The sequence below is a fragment of the Streptomyces sp. 3-6 genome (genome assembly GCF_056323165.1).
In genome coordinates, this window is the sequence record NZ_JBWHZP010000012.1 from 62,935 (window position 1) to 82,154 (window position 19,220).

The window sequence follows — 19,220 nt, forward strand, 5'->3', positions numbered from 1 at the left end:
GTTCGCGACGGCCACCACCCCACACACCATAACGCGATGTATCGCGTCTCACCATGAGATCACCCGGATGAGTGACACGGGGTGCCCGAGGGCCTCCGGGCTCAGGCGATGACCGTGTAACCCGCCTCGCGCAGGGCCCGTTCCACCTCGGAGCAGTGCTCGGGGCCCTTCGTCTCCAGGTGCAGCTCGACCTCCACCTCCGTGAGCCCCAGCCGGGGGTCGGTCCGCACATGGCTCACGTCCAGGACGTTAGCGTCGACCACTGACAACGCCCGCAGAAGTGCCGCCAGCGCCCCCGGCCGGTCCGGCAGCCGCAGCCGAACCGCCAGGTAGCGGCCCTGCACGGCCATGCCGTGCCGCAGCACCCGCTCCATCAGCACCGGATCGACGTTCCCCCCGGACAGCACCGCCACGACCGGCCCCTCGAAGCTGTCCGGGCGGCTCAGCAGCGCCGCCACCGGGCTGGCCCCGGCCGGTTCCACCACCAGCTTGGCCCGCTCCAGGCACAGCAGCAGCCCGGCGGACAGTTCGTCCTCGGTGACCGTGCGGACCTCGTCCACCAGCTCGGCCACGATCCCGAACGGCACCTCACCGGGCCGCCCCACCTTGATGCCGTCCGCCATCGTCGCCGGATCGCGCACCGCCACCGGGTGCCCGGCCGCGAGCGACGGCGGATAGGAGGCGGACCCCTCCGCCTGCACGCCCACGATCCGCACGTCGGGCCGGTACGCCTTCACGGCGACCGCGATCCCGGCGATCAGCCCGCCCCCTCCCATGCCGACGACGACCGTGCGGACCTCCGGGCACTGCTCCAGGACCTCCAGGCCCACGGTGCCCTGGCCGGCGATGATGTCGGGGTGGTCGAAGGGGTGGATGAAGACCGCACCCGTGCGCTCGGCGTACTCCATGGCCGCGGCCAGCGTCTCGTCGACCACCTGGCCGTGCAGGCGCACCTCCGCGCCGTACTCGCGGGTGGCGCTGATCTTGGGCAGCGGGGCGCCCTTCGGCATGAACACCGTCGAGCGGACCCCCAGCAGGGACGAGGCCAGCGCGACGCCCTGCGCGTGGTTCCCGGCGCTCGCGGCGACCACCCCGGCGGCCCGCTCCTCGGGCAGCAGCCCGGCGATCCGCACATAGGCGCCGCGCAGCTTGAAGGAACCGGTCCGCTGGAGGTTCTCGCACTTCAGGTGCACCGGCGCGCCCACCAGGCGGGACAGGTGCCGACTGCTCTCCAGCGCCGTCGCCCGGGACACCCCGGAGAGCATCTTCTGCGCGCCGCGCACGTCGTCGAGGGTGACGGCCCGCAGGGAGCCGGCCGTGCCGTGGTTCATGGCTCCAGCATCGCAGTTCGCGGCCCGCCGCGGGCGGCGACCACTCCGGACCGCAACCGGTGCGGAGGGAACCGGCTTTGCCGGCACCGGTACGGCGGGGGTCCGGGCCGCGTACCCTGTCCTTCCACATCAGCAGCCCTCCACGAAGCGAGCGCCCGGACATGGCCACAACACCTGGAACGTCGATGGACAGGACGACCGTCGGGGACACCGGTCTTCTCGACACGTTGCAGCACGAGGTGGCGTTGTTCGCACGCCGTGCCGAACAGACCCGGCTCGGCGGGGTGGGCCAGGTCCGCAACTCCATGGACCGTGCCGCCTACCTGCTGCTCAACCGGCTGGACAAGGAAGGCCCGATGGGGGTCAAGGCCCTCGCCGCGAGCATGGGCATCGACTCCTCCACGGTCACCCGGCAGGTGGCGCCGCTCGTGGACACCGGCCTGGTCAAGCGCACCTCGCACCCCGACGACGGCCGCGCGGTCGTGCTGCAGCTGTCCCCGCGCGGGCAGGCGCGGCTGGAGGAAGTGCGCTCCTCCCGGCGGCAGTTGATGGCCGAGCTGACCCAGGACTGGGAGGAGGAGGAGCGCGAGGTGTTCTGCGCGCTCCTCACTCGTTTCAACGGCGCGCTCTCCGCCCGCATGTCCGCGCACGGTGTCCCCGGTCCGGAGGCCCCGCCGGCCTCCTGAGCACCCCGGGGCCGGGACGGCCGTACCGGTGGTGCGCACCCCTTGACCCCGGGGGCCGTTCCGGCCCGATGATGGAGAGCGGGTCCCCGTCGTACGCGCCCGCCCGGCGCCGTACGCGGCCGGGACCGGCTGTCCGGGTCGTACGGGAGGCGCGGTGCGAGAACGGCACGTGCTTCAGGACGCTCGCCGGGACCGCGAGTTCGCGGCGTTCGTCGCGGGCGCGGCCGGGCGGCTGCTGCACGCCGCCACGCTGCTCACCGCCGAGGCCCCCGAGGACAACCCGCGGGCCCGGCGCCTGCTGACCCGTAGCCTGGCGCACACGTACGCCTGCTGGAACCGGCTGCACGGGGACGACCCCTACGACCACGCCCGGCGGCAGCTGGCCCTGCGCTTCGCACACGGCGACCGGCACGGGCCGGCCGGCCTGCTGCGGCCCGCCCGCCCCCACCCCGGCAGCCCGCTGGCCGCCCTCGGCCGGCAGGAGCGGCTGGTGGTGGTGCTGCGTTTCCTGGAGGGGGTCGCCGAGGAGCAGACCGCGGCTGTGCTGGGGCTGTCCCCGGAACGGGTCCGCGCGCTGGGCGCCCGCGCGACGGAGACGCTGCTGCGGCGCCCGTCCGCCGCGGTGACCGCGGTCGGCGGCGTGCGGGCGGTGCTGTCATGATCCCGGCGCGGGGCGGGCGTTCCGTCACGGCCGTCCCCTCGGCCGGGCCGTCCCGGGCGCCCGGGCCGCCGTGCCCCGCCGGAGGGGCGCGATGAGTCACCTCCACCGCGAGGCGCGGGTGCGGCGGCTGCTGGAGGGGGCCCCGCCGCCGGTCCCGCCCGACCTGCACGCGGACGCCGTGCGTCACGGGCAGCGCCTGCTGCGGCGCCGGAACGCCGCCCGCCGCCTGATGTGGTTGCTGCTGTGCGCGGCGACCGTGGCGTTCCTGGTGTGGACGCTGACCGCGCGCCCGTGGGTGGAGCCGCCGTCGGAGACGACCCCACCCCTGACCGGCTGGTGAGCCGGTTACCGGCCGTCCCTACGCGTCGAGGGCCTGCTGCAGGTCCTGGAGCAGGTCGTCGACGTTCTCGATGCCGACCGACAGGCGCACCAGGTCGCCGGGCACCTCCAGGGCGGAGCCCACCACGGAGGCGTGCGTCATGCGCCCCGGGTGCTCGATCAGCGACTCGACGCCGCCGAGGGACTCGCCGAGCGTGAAGACGCGGGCCCGGTTGCAGACCTCGACGGCCGCCTCCTCGCCGCCCTCGACGCGGAAGGAGAGCATGCCGCCGAAGGACCGCATCTGCTTGGCGGCGACCTCGTGGCCGGGGTGGTCCGGCAGTCCGGGGTAGAGCACGCTCGTGACCCGGGGGTGCCGGGTGAGCATGTCGGCGACCTTGGTGGCGTTCTCGCTGTGCCGGTCCATGCGCACGGAGAGGGTCTTGGTGCCGCGCAGCACCAGCCAGGAGTCGAAGGGCCCGGCGACCGCGCCCATCGCGTTCTGGTGGAAGGCCAGCTCCTCGCCGAGCTCCGCGTCCGCGGTGATCAGCGCGCCGCCGACCACGTCGGAGTGCCCTCCCATGTACTTCGTCAGGGAGTGCACGACGACGTCCGCGCCGAGCGCGAGCGGCTGCTGCAGGTACGGCGTGGCGAAGGTGTTGTCGACGACCAGCCGGGCGCCCGCGTCCCGGGCGACCTGGGCGACGGCCGCGATGTCGGTGATCCCCATCAGCGGGTTGGAGGGCGTCTCCACCCACACGGCCTTGGTCTTCGGCGTGATGGCGGCCCGCACGGCGGCGGCGTCGCCGGTGTCGGCCACCGACCACTCCACGCCCCAGCGGGCCACGACCTTCGCGAACAGCCGGAAGGTGCCGCCGTACGCGTCGTTGGGGATCACCACGTGGTCGCCGGGGCTGAGCAGGGTGCGCAGCAGGCAGTCCTCGGCCGCCAGTCCGGACGCGAACGCGAGACCGCGGCGACCGCCCTCCAGGGCGGCGAGGTTCTCCTCCAGCGCGGTCCGGGTGGGGTTGGCGCTGCGGCTGTACTCGTAGCCGCCGCGCAGGCCGCCGACACCGTCCTGCTTGTAGGTGGAGACCTGGTAGATCGGCGGGACGACCGCGCCCGTCAGGGGGTCGGCGGTGTTGCCCGCGTGAATCGCGAGCGTCTCGAAGTGCTGACTGATGTGCCTGTCGCTCATGGGCCCGAGGGTAGTGCGCGCGCGAGCCGGATGCCGATCCGAGCCACCGCCCGGGGTCCGGCGCACGCCCGCGGGGGTCGCGGGGCGCGCCCGCCGGGGGGCCAAGGGGGCGGGGCGACGAGGGGTCCCGCGGCGGTTCTGTCGTGGTACGTCCCGGTCTGCCGCCGGCGTGCACGGGTCAGCCGATGGTTCTCCGCCGACCCTCCACACCGGGCGTCGCCCCCTGTGCGGCCTCGCGGGCAGCGGGACGAGCCGTGTCCCGCGTGCGACCGCGCCGGCCGCCGCCCCGCGCGAGGTTTTCCACAGGCCCGACCCCAGGTTGGCCAATTGTCGGCGTGTTCTGGTTCGCTTGAGACATGGAGATTCTCTGGGTCCTGATGGCGCTGATCATGATCAGCATCGTGCTGCTTCCCGTCCTGCGGCGCAGGAAGGGCGCGGTCGGCCTGGTCTCGCCGGACCACCCGGACGCGGCGGACCCGGCGAACTACGGTTTCGTCCGCGAGGAGGAGCTGGACATCCGCATGCCGGGCCCCGACCAGGATCTCCTGGACGTCCTGGACCTCGTGCAGCGCACCCAGGACTACCGCGCCGCCCGGCAGCTGCTGTCCGGCACCGATGCCGGGGACGAGCAGCGCTGGCAGCGGGTGCAGGCGTTCGCCGGTGCCGCCTCGCTGGAGCTGCGGGACCGGCCGGGCGGGGTGGACGAGGCACCGGGCGGTCAGTGGCTGCGGGTGTGGCGCGCCGAGCAGCCGAAGGACGCGGGCGGCGCCGCGGTGCACGCCGAGTTCCTGGTGCAGCAGGCGTGGCGCACGGCGACGCCCGGCACGGACGAGTTCCGGATCATCATGGAGGAGGCGAGAGCCGCCTGCGGGGACGCGGCGCTGCTGGCCCCCGGCGACCCGGTCCCCTACATCATCGAGCTGTCCGTGGCGCGCGGGCTCGGGTACTCCCAGAAGGAGTTCGAGCAGGTCTGGTTGAAGATCCTGGACCGCGCTCCGACGCACATGGGCGCCCATCTGGCTGCCCTGCAGTACTGGTGCGAGAAGTGGCACGGTTCCCGGCAGCTGGCGTACTCCTTCGCCGAGGCCGCCGCCGCCCGGGCGCCCCAGGGTTCGCTGCTGGCCGCGATGCCGCTGTTCGCGGTGTTCGAGCACCTGCCCGACGTGACCCTGGTCAGCAACTTCTACCAGACGGAGGTCGTCACCAAGGCGGTGCACGGCGCGCTGCACGCGGTGCACGCGGCCCGGCCCGACGACCCGATGCAGGCGCACGTGCGGCACCTGCTGGTCTTCTTCCTGGTGCGCGGTGAGCGCTGGGCGGAGGCCATGGACCAGCTGGTCCGGGTCGACGGCCACGTCGGCGCCCTCCCCTGGTCGCTGGCCGACGATCCGGCCGCCGAGTTCGCGGTCTACCGGGCCCTGGCGGTGGCGGGTTACGAGGCGAACGGCGGCAGCCCGGCGACGCTGCCGCACTGACCCGGGGAGCGCCCGGCCCGGCTCGGGTGCGCCCCGAGGCACTCCGCGCGCGCCCGGCCTGCCCAGCCGTGCCCAGCTCAGCTCTGCCCGGCTCGGCCTGGCCCGGTCCGGTGCGCCGCCCCGCCACACCCCGGGGGCGCCCAGCCCAGCCCGACTCGGCCCCGTAGCGGCCCGACACACCCCGTGTGCTCCCGGCGCGGTGCGCTCGCCCCCGGTGCACCGCGGCGGTCCTCACAGGCCGTGCCGTGCCCGGACGCGACGCGGGGCCCGCCGGGGGCGACTGCCCCCGGCGGGCCCCGATGCGGCGCTCACGGCACCGCGGGACGGCTCACCTGCCGTGGTAGGCGTGGTGGATCGCGACCGTCGAGACGGTGCCCTTGGTGTCGGTGACCTTGGCGCGGAAGGAGATCGACCGCCCCTTCGCCGGGTTCTTGACGGTGATCGCGCCCTTGGTGACGGTGGCCTTCTTCCAGGTGCTGCCGCCGTCGTAGGAGACGTGCACGGTGAGGGACCTGAGGTTCTTGCCGCGCGCGGCGCCCTCCACCGTGACCGGCACCTTCGCGGTCCGTCCGGCGGCGACCGTGCTGTCCGCGGCGGTGACCGCGCCGAAGCGGACCGTGGACAGCGGCAGCGACGCGGCCTTGGTGACCTTCTTGGAGCGGAAGGTCCAGGACGCGTCGACGCGGGTGGAGACGCCGGCGCCGACGCGGGGGCCGCGCTTCAGGGAGGTGGTCAGCCGGTACTCGGCGTCGCCGGACGGGACGCCGAACTCGACCCCGTCGGACAGCGGACCGCGCAGGGTGCCGATCCGCTTGCCGCCGCGGTAGAGCTGGGTGAGGGACGACGAGATCCTGGAACCGCCCTCGTTGCGGGCGCCGTCGACCAGCATCGGCACGTAGCCGTACAGGGTGTTGCCCTCGCGGGAGAGCCCGGAGCCGGCGTCCAGGGCCGGGCCGAAGACGGCCCGGTTGACGCTGTGGGTGTACTTCTTGCCCGCCTGGTAGGCCCGCTCCCCGCCCAGGCTGTAGGCGGCCTCGACGACGGGCAGTCCCCGTGCGTCCCGGCCGGCCCGCTGTTCGAAGTCGAAGGCCCACCGGGCGCGGTCCCCGGTCGACAGGTGCAGGGTGCGGGAGCCGGGGAGCTTCTGCTCGATCAGCTCGCCGAACACCACGTCGTCGGCCAGCAGGCCGAGGGTGTTGACCCCGCCGGTCCGGCCGGGGGCCGGGGCGCCCAGGCCGAGGGTCACGGTGGCGAGTTCGCGGGTGGTGAAGTGCCGCTTCTTCGTCCCCTGGATCTTCTTCACCCGGGCGCTGGTGGCCACGTGGTACTCGGTGTTCGCGCCCCGGGTCCACTGGCCGTTCCAGGTCTGCCGGATGCCGCCCGGCACCTCCGGTCCGAGGTGGGCCATCCGCACGTCGGCGAAGGAGGCACCGGCGAAGCCGAACAGCACGCCCGTGGGGTCGTGGGCGTAGGAGACGGTGGCGCTGGCGGGCCGCGCCTTGGTGTCGGGCACGGTGATGTCGGCGGCCCGGGTGGTGCGGGCGTCCACCGTGACGGTGGTGTCCCGGGTGACGTCCAGCCGGGGCTGGACCACCCAGTCGATGCCGCCGCGGAAGGTCTCGGGGTCCTTCACCATCCAGGAGTCCAGCAGGTAGCTGCCCTTGGGGACGCGCACGGTGGTGGTGCCGTCGTCCTCGGCCGGGACGGCGTACTGGCGGTCCTTGCCCTCGCCGGTGTAGCCGGTGAGGTCGGTGAGGTGCTCGGTGACGGGCTTCCCGTCGGCGCCGACGGCCCTGACGGTCACGTCGTAGGACTCCGCCTCCCGGTGCACCGAGGCGGCGGTGCGCACGGTCTGGCCGCCGCCCGTGGCCACCACGTACGCCCCGTAGGCGCCGTGCACGGTGCCGCCGAGCCGGGTGTCGGCGGTGAGCGGGACCACCGCCGTGCCGCCCGCCGGGACGGTCACGGTGGTGGCGCCCAGGGTGAAGAAGCCGGCGGGCGCCGCCTTCCCCTTGGGGTCGGTGGCGGTGGACGTCAGCTTCAGCGTGACGTCCTCGGTGCCGAGGTTGCGGTAGGTGAGGTTCCGGGTGACGGGTTCGTCGTCGGTGTGCGGCCACTGCTGGACGCCGAAGGCCACCGACGACGGCTCCGCGATCAGGGTCTGCCGGATCGCCCGGTCCACCTGGATCCGGCCGGTGCCCTGCTGGAACGGCGTGTAGGCGCCGCCCTTGGCGGAGGCGGTGAGCGCGCCCTTGAGTTCGGCGGGGCCCCAGTCGGGGTGCTGCTGCTTGAGGAGCGCGGCGGCGCCCGCGACGTGCGGGGTCGCCATCGACGTGCCGGAGATGGTGGTGTAGCCGGCGGGCTTCTCGCCGAACTCGGCGGCGATCGCGCTGCCCTTGGCGGAGGCGGCCGTGATGTCCACGCCCGGGGCGGTGACGTCCGGCTTCACGGCGCCGTCGCCGGTGCGCGGGCCGGTGGAGGAGAAGTCGGCCAGGCGGTCCTTGCCGTCGACGGCGCCCACGGTGAGCGCGGAGTCGGCGCTGCCGGGCGAACCGATCGAGTCGGGGCCGGAGTTGCCGGCGGCCACCGCGACCAGGATGCCCTGGGCGGACAGTTTGTCGACGGCCGCTTCCAGCGGGTCGGTCCCGGGGGCGTCCGGGCCGCCGAGGCTCATGTTGACGATGTCGGCGCCCTGGGCGGCGGCCCATTCCATGCCGGCGAGGATGCCGGAGTCGTCCCCGAACCCCTCGTCGTCCAGGACCTTGCCGTTGAGGATCTTCGCGCCGGGCGCGACCCCCCGGTGCGTGCCGCCGGACTTCGCGCCCGTGCCGGCGGCGGTGGAGGCGACGTGGGTGCCGTGGCCGGACCGGTCGCCGGTGCCGGGCGAGGCGCTGAAGTTCTTCTCGGCGACGACCTGGTTCCTCAGGTCGGGGTGCGTGGTGTCCACGCCGGTGTCCAGCACGGCGATCCGCACGCCGGTGCCGTCGTGGCCCGCCGCCCACGCCTTGGGGGCGCCGATCTGCGCCACGGAGGTGTCCAGGGACGCCTTGCGGACGCCGTCGAGCCAGACGCGGGAGATGCCGGGGGCGGTGCCGTCGCCGTCGGTGACGGCCTCCCACAGGGCGCCCGCGTTCTCGGGCGGGGTCCGGACGGCGTCCGCGTTCAGCGTGGTGAGGGTGCGGCGGAGGGTGCCGGCGTCACGCACCTCGGCCTTGGCGGCGCGGGCGGCCCCCCGGTAGCCCACGATGACCTTCAGGCCCTGCTGCTGCGACGTCCGGGCCGCGTTCTCGGCGAGTTCGGTGACGTCGAAGAGGCGCCGGTCCAGGCGCCCGCTCGCGACCAGCGGGGCGGCGTCCGCCGGTATCACCAGGGTGTGGCCGTCCGTGGTGCTGATCCGCACGGGTATGTGCTCCCGGTCCTCGGCCCGCTGCAGGCCGACCACGCGGCCCCGGGCGTCGACGGCGACCCGGTCCCCCGTGATCAGGGTGACGTGTCGGGCGGCGGGCGGGGAACCCCCCGCTGTCGCCGACGGGCCGGCGGCGCGTTCCCCGCTCGCCGCCGGTACGGTCAGGCCGGCCGTCAGCGCCACGGCCGCCGCCGTGGCGACCGAAACCGCGCATGCTCTCTTCACTTGTCCTGGCACGTCCCCCCCTGGGGTGTCGGCGGAGTCTTCCGACGTCCGGCCGACGGTGGTCGCGTGCGCGGGTGCGCACCCGTCGGCCGACGCAGTATGACGGGCGCCGATCATGTACCTCAAGGGACGAGGGGCCCCGTGCGCAAGCCGTCGGCCCACCGCAACGACACCGCCGCAACTCCGTTACAGGGCCGATGGGTTGGGCGGCCCGCGACTCCCGGGGACAGCCCCCCGGCGGCGGCCCGGGGTTCCGCTCCGGGGGCGATGTCAGTGGCAGGCGCTACCTTCGATCTTGTTGCGCCGCAGTGGCGTGGACGTCCCCTTTCGCATGCATGGGAGATGGTGCGTTGTCCGTCTGGGAGAAGTCGAGCACGGTACGGGTGGTGCCGCCCGCGCGTCCACGGAAACTGTCCAAGGTGCCCTTCGTGGAACTGGCCGACGGCCGACTGCAGGGCGTGGTCTCCAGCGGGTCCGACATCGGCCGGGTGTACGTGTCGTCCGTCGCCGCCGGTACGTACGCCTTCGCCTGCAGCACCAACAACAACCGCCCCTGCGGCGGCGCCCGCGGCACGTTCTGCAACCACATACGGGCGCTGATCGGTGAAGCGGTGCTGCAGTACGGCGCCGAGCGCGTGGCCCGCTACCTGAAGGCCGACGTGGACGGCGACGCACCCGACGCGGGGGCGCTCACCGCCGCCATGACCGCCACCCGGCCCGCGCAGGGCGACACCTCGGCGGCGGCACCGGTCTTCAGCCGGTTCCTGCGCCACCTCGCCTACCTCGAACTCGCGCCGGTCACCACCCCGCTGCCGGAGATGCAGTGGTTCCCGACGACGAGGGCGGTGGCCTGATGCGCGCCGACCTGCTCACCGCCGGCATCGAGGGCCTCGACGAGGCGCTGGCGGCCGTGGACGCCTTCGACGGCGTGCTCGTCGCCGGTCTCCTGCGGCCGCAGGCGGCCCAGGCCGCCGCGCTGGCCGAACTGGCCGACGCCGTCGCCGGATCACCGCTCGCCTCGCGGATCGCCGAGGCCGCCGACAAGGCGGCCGCCGGAGCCGCCGGCGAGGACCACCTCGTGGCGCTCGCCGCCGCCCGTACCGCCCTGCTCGGCTCCGTCCACGACGCGCTGACCGCCCGGGTGACGGAGGCCGTCGGCCGCCCCGCCGCCGAGGAGGCGCCCGCCCCCGGCGCGGAGGGCGCGGAGGGCGCGGCGAACCTGCTGTCCGCCGCCCGCAGCTGGCTCAGCGACCTCGCGCGGGCCGGCTGGCGCGGCCTCGACCACGAACTGGTCGCCGGTGCCGCGCCCGTCGTCTCCGCGATGCTGCCGGATCCGGCCCTGCGCCGTCAGGCGACGCTGCTGGACGGCTTCGCCGCCGAACTCGCCGCCTCCTGCCCGGGGGCCGCCCTGGAGCGGGTGCCGGTGCGCCGGTGGGCCGACCTGTGGTCGAGGGCCCTGCTGCTGACGGTGCCGGGCGCGGCCGGCGCCCCCGCGACGGCCACGGCCACCGGCCGCCTGCTGCCGCTCGGGGTGGAGCTGCGGGAACACGCCACGGCCGTGCAGGCCCAGGTGCACGCGGTGTTCGAGCCCGCGGACGGCGGCACGCCCCGCCTGGTGCGGGCCGGGGTGTCCGCCCCGAAGCCGGACACGGTCGTCGGCGCGGGCCTGTGGCAGCTGCTCCGCCCGCACATGTCGCTGCTGGCGGCGGTGAGCGAGGGCCGCGCGATGGACCTCGACGCCATGCCCGTCACCGCCGAGGGCGACCTGGTCTGGGACGACGCGTGCGCCCGCGCCGGGGAGCCGGCCGACGCCCTCGTCACCGCGCGGGTGGCGCTGCCCGCCGCCACCGCCGCGCCGACCGCCCCGCTGGACCGCCACCCGGCACGCATCGCCGTCCCCGTCCTGCTGGAGGGGTACGAGGCGGAACAGGACGACACCGGGCTCGCGTTCCGGATCGCCGGACACCGCCTCGCCGTCGACGCCGACCGGGTGCCGGCCGCCGGACCGCTCACCGCGGACGCCGTCGCCGCGTCGGCCGCCTGCATCGCGCTGCTGCGCTGGGACGCCGGTGAGTTCCGGGTGCAGCCGCTGGCCGTGGAGCGCCTGGTGCGCAAGAAGCCCGTCGCCGTCCACGCGGGTGCCTGGGCGGGAGGCACGACCGACAAGGCCGGAGCGCGCGCCGAGAAGGCCGCCACCGACGCCGTCGCCGTCCTGCGCGAACGAGCCGGAAAGCTGCTGCGCACATGACCCACGACACCCACCACGACCCGGCCGCCGGGCCCGCCGTCCCGGACGGCACAACCTCCCCGGGCGCCCCCGCCGACGGACCCGACCCGCACGACAACCGCCGTCAGGCCCTTTACTGGCGCCTGCTGGCCCGGCTGTTCGACCCCGAGGAGCAGGCCGCGCTGGAGTCGGCGAGCCTGGCCGTCGTCGAGGACATCGGCCTGCCGTCCGCGCTGCTCGACCCGGGCGCCTCGGTCGACTCCGTGGTGCAGCGCCACCCGGAGCTGGCCGACGAGTTCGACGGGCTGATGGCCCCCGAGCCGGAGGAGGACGGCGCGCGGGACCGGGCGGCGGAGGTGCGGCGCGCGGCGCTCGCCTCCAAGGTGCTGCTGAACGTCTTCGCGACCGGCTCCGGCACGGTCAGCGCCGAGCAGCTGGCGCGCTGGCAGTCCGACGCCGGGTGGCTGGAGCGGGCGTTCGGCTGCCGACCCGGCGAGCTGCGCGGCGGACGCGGCGCGGCCCCCGCCCCGAACGGCGGCGCGGGCGGCGGTGCGGGCGGCGGTGCGGGCGGCGGTGTCAGCCCCACCGGTACCGGCGGCGGGCGCGTCCCGGACCTGAACCGGCTGATCCCGGCCATCGGGCCCGAACTCGGCGCCATCGAGGCGGGGCTCGTCAAGCGGATGCATCTGCGCGAGGTGCTCGCCGACTCCCGGCTGGCCGCGCGGCTCACCCCGAGCATGTCCCTGATCGAGCAGCTGCTGCGCGACAAGGACAACCTCTCCGGGGTGGCGCTGGCGAACGCGAAGTCGCTGATCCGCCGTTACGTCGACGAGGTCGCCGAGGTGCTGCGCACCCAGGTGGAGAAGGCCACGGTCGGCGACCTCGACCGGTCGGTGCCGCCGAAACGGGTCTTCCGCAACCTCGACCTCGACCGCACCCTCTGGAAGAACCTCACCAACTGGAGCCCGGAGGAGGAGCGGCTCTACGTCGACCGCCTCTACTACCGGCACACCAGCCGGAAGACGACGCCGCAACGGCTGATCGTGGTGGTGGACCAGTCCGGTTCCATGGTCGACTCGATGGTCAACTGCACCATCCTGGCCTCCATCTTCGCCGGCCTGCCGAAGGTGGACGTCCACCTCATCGCCTACGACACCCAGGCCCTGGACCTCACACCCTGGGCGAGCGACCCGTTCGAGACGCTGCTGCGCACCAAGCTGGGCGGCGGCACCGACGGCACGGTCGCCATGGCCCTGGCCCAGCCGAAGATCGCCGAACCGCGGAACACCGTGGTGGTGTGGATCTCCGACTTCTACGAATGGCGCACCGACGAGCTGTTCGACAGCATGGCCGCCATCCACCGCTCGGGGGCCAAGTTCATCCCGGTCGGCTCGGTCACCAGCTCGGGCCGCGGCAGCGTCAACCCGTGGTTCCGGGAACGGTTCAAGGACCTCGGCACGCCCGTGATCTCCGGCCACATCAAGAAGCTGGTGCACGAACTCAAGACGTTCCTCACCTGACCCGCGCGCCCCGGCCCGCGGTCCGGCCCGGGTGGCCGGCCCGCTCCCCGGGAGCCGCGTCCGGCTTCCGCGTCCGCCGCCGCGGACGACCGGAGCCCACCCGTCCGGCCTCCGCTCCGGACCCCCTGTCTGCCCACGTACGGAAAGGCCCTCCCTCTCATGTCCGACCTGCTGCGCGCCCCCGCCGAGATCAAGTACGCCGAGGAACTGGACTGGCTGGAGTCCGTCGACGACCACCCCAAGCCGTTCTCCTGGCGGCTCTCGCCCAAGATGGTCCGGCTGTTCATCCTCGGTTCGGAGCGCTCCGACGGCCTGGACCGGGAGATCTCCCAGAAGTGGTTCGGCGACCGGAGCCTCGTCGAGCGCTCCATCGTCACCCTCGCCTCGGACCGCGGCCTGCTGCTGATCGGCGATCCCGGCACCGGCAAGAGCTGGCTGGCCGAGCTGCTGGCCGCCGCGATCAGCCGCAACTCCACGCTGGTGGTGCAGGGCACCGCCGGCACCACCGAGGACCACATCAAGTACTCCTGGAACGTCTCGATGGTCATCGCCAAGGGGCAGTCCCGGGAGTCGATGATCCCCTCGCCGATCATGACGGCGATGGAGGCGGGCGCGATCGGCCGCTTCGAGGAGCTGACCCGCTCCACCAGCGACGTCCAGGACGCGCTGATCTCCATCCTGTCCGAAAAGTACATCTCGGTGCCCGAGCTGGAGAGCGGCGGCAGCGACAACATCGTCTTCGCCAAGCCCGGCTTCTCCATCATCGCGACGGCCAACAGCCGCGACCGCGGGGTCAACGACCTGTCCTCCGCGCTGAAGCGCCGGTTCAACTTCGTGCGTATCCCGGTCGTGACCAACAAGAAGAGCGAGACGGAGATCGTCCGCTTCCGCACCGAGGAGCTGCTGCGCCGCCACTCCATCGAGCTGGACGTGCCGCCGACCCTGCTCGACGTGCTGCTGCAGAGCTTCGCCGACCTGCGCGCCTCGGCCGCGGCGGCCGGCAGCGACGACGAGAAGCTGGAGTCGGCGCTGTCCACCGCCGAGCAGATCGGCGTGCTGGAGGACGCCATCCTGCACAGCAACTTCTTCGGCGAGCGCACCCTGACCGCCCGCTCCCTCGCCGCCTCCCTGGTCGGCTCCCTCGCCCGCCGCGATCCGGAGGACCTGGCGATCCTCAACAAGTACCTGCACGGCGTCGTCGAGCCCCGCAGCAAGGAGGAGGGCGGCTCCTGGCCCGAGTTCCTCGAGGGCGGCCGCGACACGATCGCCACGCTGTCATGAGCGGCGCCCCGCAGAGCCCCGTCCCCGCCCCGCGGGACACGCCCACGCCCCGGGAGGCCACCGTCACCGAGCACGGAAGCACGTTCGCCGCACTGCGCGGCGAACTCCACGAGGCCGCCGCCGCGTTCGCCAGGGGGCCGGACGCCCTGGAGGGCATCCTCCTCGGCATGGTCGACGACGTGGACCGCGCGGTCCGGGAACCGCTGGAGATCTTCCCCGTCTGCCACCACTCCCCCGCGTCCGCCACCGCGATGGCCCGCCGGCTGCGCGAGAAGCAGCCCCGGGTGGTGTACCTGGAGCTGTGCGAGGACATGGCGCCGCTGCTGACGGAGCTGCGCAACTGCCGCCTCCCGGTCGCCCTCCAGGCGTTCGCCGGCGAGGTGAAGGACTTCCCCGCCGAGTGGGCGCCGCTGTCGGTGGTCGCGCCGATCACCGAGGCGTCCGCCGAGTACCAGGCCATCGCGTACGCCCTCGACACCCCGGGCGTGGAACTGGTGCTGGTCGACCGGTCCTCGGACCACGTCTTCCAGTGGGACGCCCGCGGGGAGTCCGCCCCGGAGCCGGCCGCGGAGGGGGCGGCCGGCCCCGGCGGCGGGAAGGCGGCCGACCCGGCCGACCACGAGGAGGCCGCGCTGCACGGCGAGGCCGTCGGCGTGGAGATCGGCGACCTGCGGCCCCGCTTCGCCGAACTGGAGGAGCACCTGCTGCGGCACGGCCGGGTCCGGCACTGGTCGGAGTGGTGGCACCAGTACGTCGAACTCCCCCTCGGCGACGCCGACCACGACACCTACCGCCAGGTCATGTTCCTCATCGGCAGCCTCTTCCGGCGCCTGGCCCCCGGCGACGCGGCCCGGACCCGGGTGGACGAGGACCGCGAGCGGTACATGTGGACGCGGATGCGCGAGCACCTGTCCGCGACCGGGACCGACCCGGCGGACTGCCTGTACGTGTGCGGCGCGTTCCACGCGGCGAGCCGGGTCGAGGAGTTCGGCATCGGCGGCGCGGACACCTTCACCATCACCCCGCGCTCCGCCACCACGTGGCAGTACGGCCTGATCCCGTCCAGCCACGCGGCGATCGAGGCGCAGTTCGGCCTCGCGTCGGGGTCGGTCTCCATCGCGGCGACGCAGTGGGCGAAGAACCTCAGGCGCGGCAAGGTGAAGCCGTACCGGCTCCAGGGGCAGGCCGGCACCAAGAAGTCCCGGGCGCAGAAGCCCGCCGCCCCGGCCGTCCCGGTGGCCGGCGACCCGGTGGCCGACGACCGGCTGACCGGCTTCCTGCGCCGCCCGCCGGTCCTGGACGCCCTGGACGAGGCCGAACTCCTCGGCTGGTCCGTGGACATCGTGCGCGCCGCCCGGCGCAACGGCTACCTCGCCTCCACCGCCGACGCGATCGCCGTCTTCGAGACGTCCATTCTGCTCGCCGGGATGCGGGACCGCGCCAAGCCGACGCCGTACGACTTCCAGGACGCGGCCGTCACCTGCATCGAGAAGGACGTGGTGCCGGGCCGGCGGGACGTGCGGCGGCTGGTCGAGATCATGATGGGCGGCGACCGGATCGGCCAGGTCGGCTACGACGCGCTGCCGCCCCTCGCCCGCGACGTGCACGACCGGCTGGCCCCGCTGGGGCTGAAACTGCAGCAGCGGGGCGTGCAGCGGGCGTTGCTGGACATGGCGTCCCGCCCGGAGCTGCGGGCGTGTTCCGACGTGCTGTGGATGCTGCGGCGGCTGCTGCCGCAGGGCGCCGCCCGTCCGATCATGGGCGAGCGCGCCCTGGGCGAGCGGTCCATTCAGGAGTCCTGGGACCTGTCGATCGGCACTCACCAGCGGGCGTTGATCGAGCTCGGGTACGAGGGCGTCAGCATCGAGCAGGTGCTGGAGCAGCGGCTGCGGCGCGCCGCCTACGCGCCGCGGGCCACGACGGCGACCGTGCTGGCCGCCGTGGAGGACGCCACGCTGTATCTCGGCAGCCGCCGCCTCGCCGACGAGCTGGGCACCCGCGCGCTGGAGGTCCTGGCCTCCGAGCGCAGTGTGGACGGCGCGCCGGAGGTGCTGCGCCGGGTGCGCCGGCTGCTGGCGTACTACCGCACGAGCGAGCCGGAGCTGCCGGCCTGGATCGAGTCGTTCGCCAAGACCGGTTACGCGCACTACTGCACGCTGCTGCCGACGGCGTTCTCCGACGAGGACGCCACGGTGGGCCAGGTCGCGGCGATGCTGGGCTTCCTGTTCTCCATGGAGGGCCTGGCGCTGTCGCTGGGCTGCGACCGCGCCCAGCTGGAGCTGGCGGTCGCCCAGTCCCACCCGCAGGACCCGTCGCGGACGGCACTGCTGTGGGCGGCCCAGGTGCAGCTCGGCACGCTGACCCGCGGAGAGCTGCGGGAGCGCTGTGCCGCGCTGCTGGCCAACCCGCTGGTGGTGCCCGCCTATCCGCGTTACCTCAGCGGGTTCGTGCACGCGCTGGAGCCGGTGCCGGGGCTGGCGGACGTGGTCGTGGAGGCGGTGTCGAACGCGTTCGGCCGGCTGCCGGACGCGGTGCTGCTCCCGTGGCTGCCGACGCTGATCACCACCCTGCGCAACGACGCCGCGGACCTGGCGCCGCTGCTGATCCGGGAGGCCGGGCGCATCTTCCCGGGACGCCTGGCGGAGCTGGACGCGTGGGTGCCGCCGTGGCGGGCTCCGGCCCTGCCCCCGGCCCGTCGCGAGCGGACGACGGCGACGGCCGCCCCCGGGGGTGCGGCGCTGCTGGCCGCGCACCCGGACGCCTGCGACGCGGTGGCCGCGCTGCTGGGGTGCACGGAGGGCTGGGCGCCCGCCGCCGAGGGCACCCCTCGGGGTGTGCCGCTGCTGACCGCCCACCCGGCGGCCTGCGACGCGGTGGCCGCGCTGCTGGGCTGCACGGACGGCTGGGCCTCCGCCCCCGCCCCGGGGGGACCGGCGGGCGCCGCCCTGACGGCCCGCCACCCGGAGTCGGCGACGGCGCTGGAGTCCCTGCTCGCCGGCACCTGACCCGAGGGCCGCGCCCGGCGCCCGCCCGGACGCCCCGGGTGGGCCCGGGGCGGGGCTGCCCGGAGGCCCCGGGTCGGCCCGAGGCGGGGCTGCCCGGGGCGCGGCGCCGTCAGGTGACGGAAGGTCGGGGCCGTCCGTCACCGAGGGGGTGAGCACGGGCGGCCGGTCCGGTGAGGAGCACGCCCGGGCGTCGGGCGCCGGTGCGTCCGACGAGCGGGCACCGGAACGCGGGCGGCCCCGGGATCGACCACGCCGCACGCGCCGGAACGCGCGGGCGGCCCCGTAAAACGCCGATGCCGCCGCCCTCCCCGGTCGGGGCGGGCGGCGGCATCGGCGGATCGGCAGATCGGTAGATCGGTAGATCGGCAGGGGCCGGAGGGGCGGCGGGAGCGGTGCCGCTCCCGCCCGCGGGCGGGTCAGACCGCCGAACCCGCCTTCCACTGCTGCCAGTCCATGTTCCAGCCGTTGAGGCCGTTGTCGGGGGCGATGGTCTTGTCGCCGGTGTTCTGGACGACGACCACGTCACCGATCATCGAGTTGTCGTAGAACCAGGCGCCCGGCGTGTTCGGGTCGTTGGCGCCCTTGGTGTCGGACAGGCCGATGCAGCCGTGGCTGGTGTTGGCGCTGCCGAAGATGGACTTCGCGCCCCAGTAGTTGCCGTGGATGAAGGTGCCGGAGGTGCTCAGGCGCATGGCGTGCGGCACGTCCTTGATGTCGTACTCGCCCTTGCCGTCGTCGTCGGTGAAGCCGACGGTCGCGCCGTTCATCCGGGTCTCCTTGAACTTCTCGGAGATCACCATCTCGCCCTCGTACGTCTTGTTCTCGGGCGAGCCGGCGGAGATCGGGATGGTCCGGACCGTCTTGCCGTCCCGCGTGACCTTCATCTGCTTGGTCTTGGCGTCGACGTAGGAGACCTGGTTCCGGCCGACCTTGAAGGTGACCGTCTTCTGCTGGACGCCGTAGACACCCTCGGCGCCCTCCACCCCGTCGAGGTTCAGCTTGAGGGTGACCGTGGAGCCGCCCTTCCAGTACTCCTCGGGCCGGCAGTCCATGCGGTTGGCGTTGAACCAGTGGCAGGCGACTTCCTGACCGCTGTCGGTGGAGACGCTGATGCCCTTCTGGACCGCGGCCTTGTCGGTGATCGCCTTGTCGAAGTTGATCGACACCGGCATGCCGACGCCCACCGTGGTGCCGTCGTCCGGAGTGAAGTTGCCGATGAAGCTGTTGTCCGGGGAGACCGTGGTGAACGACGCGTTCTCGTGCGCCGCACGTCCCTTGGCGTCCTCGGCGGTGGCGGTCAGCTTGTAGGTGGTGGCCCGCTCCAGCTGCCCCTCGGGCTTCCACGACTTCTTGTCCGCGGATATCTGCCCCTCGACGGCCGTGCCGTCGGCGGTCGTCATCTTCACCTCGGTCAGCGTGCCCTTGGCGACGGTGACGGCGGCCGAGTTGTTGATGGAGGCGTTGGTGGAGCCGTCCTTGGGCGTGATCTTGATCTGCGCCTCGGACGACTTCTTGGCCGCGGCCTCGTCGACCTGGGCCTGCGAGGTGTCGTTGCCCTTGTCCCCGTCGCTGTCGCCACCGCCGGAGCACGCCGAGAGCACCATCACTCCGCCGAGCAGAGCGGACGCGGCCATGAGACCCCTGCGCCGCTTACCGTCCGTCATCACACGCTTCTCCATCGTCGCCGCTTCCCCGAACCCCGCGGTCCCCCCGGTCAACGGCCGAGAGGTCCCGCCAACACTTACAACGCTCCGACCGGTTGATCTCGTTCCCACTGGCCCACGGATGTGGGGCACACCACGTCCGCCGCAGCGGACGGCACGCAGGACCGCCGGCGCTTCGCGTGAGACGCCGGGACCCCGGCCGGCGGTTGCCGGCCGAGGTCAC

13 protein-coding genes are annotated in these 19,220 nt (G+C 74.1%); 9 read left to right on the forward strand and 4 right to left on the reverse strand.

Annotated features, from left to right (window positions below; translation table 11 throughout):
• Positions 1 to 101 precede the first annotated feature (101 nt).
• Entirely contained in the window at positions 102 to 1,331 is a 1,230-nt protein-coding gene (ilvA, locus tag AC02VZ_RS17180) for a threonine ammonia-lyase (protein WP_476475790.1), read from the reverse strand.
• A 185-nt stretch (positions 1,332 to 1,516) separates the two neighbouring features.
• Here ilvA and AC02VZ_RS17185 point away from each other — a divergent pair, with 185 nt between their 5' ends.
• From AC02VZ_RS17185 to AC02VZ_RS17195, 3 genes are all read left to right on the forward strand, one after another.
• Positions 1,517 to 2,017, forward strand: a complete 501-nt coding sequence (locus AC02VZ_RS17185) for a MarR family winged helix-turn-helix transcriptional regulator (RefSeq protein WP_476475791.1) — start codon at positions 1,517 to 1,519, stop codon at positions 2,015 to 2,017.
• Between the two features lie 154 nt (positions 2,018 to 2,171).
• Positions 2,172 to 2,678: a sigma factor-like helix-turn-helix DNA-binding protein gene (locus tag AC02VZ_RS17190; RefSeq protein ID WP_432058807.1), complete on the forward strand. Its 507-nt coding sequence runs from the start codon at positions 2,172 to 2,174 to the stop codon at positions 2,676 to 2,678.
• A 91-nt stretch (positions 2,679 to 2,769) separates the two neighbouring features.
• Complete coding sequence (locus AC02VZ_RS17195; protein ID WP_432058808.1) at positions 2,770 to 3,018, forward strand: hypothetical protein; 249 nt, start codon at positions 2,770 to 2,772, stop codon at positions 3,016 to 3,018.
• Between the two features lie 18 nt (positions 3,019 to 3,036).
• Here the strand turns inward: AC02VZ_RS17195 and AC02VZ_RS17200 are convergent, their stop codons facing one another.
• A complete protein-coding gene (locus tag AC02VZ_RS17200; RefSeq protein WP_432058809.1) occupies positions 3,037 to 4,194 on the reverse strand; it encodes a cystathionine gamma-synthase in 1,158 nt (385 codons plus the stop codon).
• A gap of 356 nt (positions 4,195 to 4,550) precedes the next feature.
• Between AC02VZ_RS17200 and AC02VZ_RS17205 the strand changes: the two genes are divergently transcribed.
• Positions 4,551 to 5,669 carry a hypothetical protein gene (locus AC02VZ_RS17205; protein WP_432058810.1) on the forward strand — a complete coding sequence of 373 codons (1,119 nt, stop codon included), beginning with the start codon at positions 4,551 to 4,553 and terminating at the stop codon, positions 5,667 to 5,669.
• A 328-nt stretch (positions 5,670 to 5,997) separates the two neighbouring features.
• Here AC02VZ_RS17205 and AC02VZ_RS17210 read toward each other — a convergent pair whose 3' ends face one another.
• The gene (locus tag AC02VZ_RS17210; RefSeq protein ID WP_476475792.1) at positions 5,998 to 9,258 is read right to left on the reverse strand and encodes a S8 family peptidase; all 3,261 of its coding nucleotides are present in this window, start codon (positions 9,256 to 9,258) and stop codon (positions 5,998 to 6,000) included.
• 392 nt (positions 9,259 to 9,650) lie between these two features.
• Between AC02VZ_RS17210 and AC02VZ_RS17215 the strand changes: the two genes are divergently transcribed.
• The 5 genes from AC02VZ_RS17215 (at position 9,651) to AC02VZ_RS17235 (ending at position 17,333) form a co-directional block, all read left to right on the forward strand.
• Complete coding sequence (locus AC02VZ_RS17215) at positions 9,651 to 10,154, forward strand: hypothetical protein (RefSeq protein WP_432056904.1); 504 nt, start codon at positions 9,651 to 9,653, stop codon at positions 10,152 to 10,154.
• Positions 10,124 to 11,548 carry a hypothetical protein gene (locus AC02VZ_RS17220; protein ID WP_476475793.1) on the forward strand — a complete coding sequence of 475 codons (1,425 nt, stop codon included), beginning with the start codon at positions 10,124 to 10,126 and terminating at the stop codon, positions 11,546 to 11,548. The genes AC02VZ_RS17215 and AC02VZ_RS17220 overlap by 31 nt, the downstream gene beginning before the upstream one ends.
• On the forward strand, positions 11,545 to 13,047 hold the full coding sequence (locus tag AC02VZ_RS17225) for a vWA domain-containing protein (protein WP_476475794.1): 1,503 nt from the start codon (positions 11,545 to 11,547) through the stop codon (positions 13,045 to 13,047). The genes AC02VZ_RS17220 and AC02VZ_RS17225 overlap by 4 nt, the downstream gene beginning before the upstream one ends.
• Positions 13,048 to 13,206: 159 nt before the next feature.
• Positions 13,207 to 14,328: an ATP-binding protein gene (locus AC02VZ_RS17230; protein WP_432056907.1), complete on the forward strand. Its 1,122-nt coding sequence runs from the start codon at positions 13,207 to 13,209 to the stop codon at positions 14,326 to 14,328.
• The gene (locus AC02VZ_RS17235) at positions 14,325 to 17,333 is read left to right on the forward strand and encodes a DUF5682 family protein (protein WP_476475795.1); all 3,009 of its coding nucleotides are present in this window, start codon (positions 14,325 to 14,327) and stop codon (positions 17,331 to 17,333) included. The genes AC02VZ_RS17230 and AC02VZ_RS17235 overlap by 4 nt, the downstream gene beginning before the upstream one ends.
• Before the next feature lie 416 nt (positions 17,334 to 17,749).
• On the opposite strand, the gene AC02VZ_RS17240 is transcribed toward AC02VZ_RS17235, so the two are convergent.
• Positions 17,750 to 18,997, reverse strand: coding sequence for a L,D-transpeptidase (locus tag AC02VZ_RS17240; protein ID WP_432056909.1), 1,248 nt, complete (start codon positions 18,995 to 18,997; stop codon positions 17,750 to 17,752).
• Between the last annotated feature and the right edge of the window lie 223 nt (positions 18,998 to 19,220).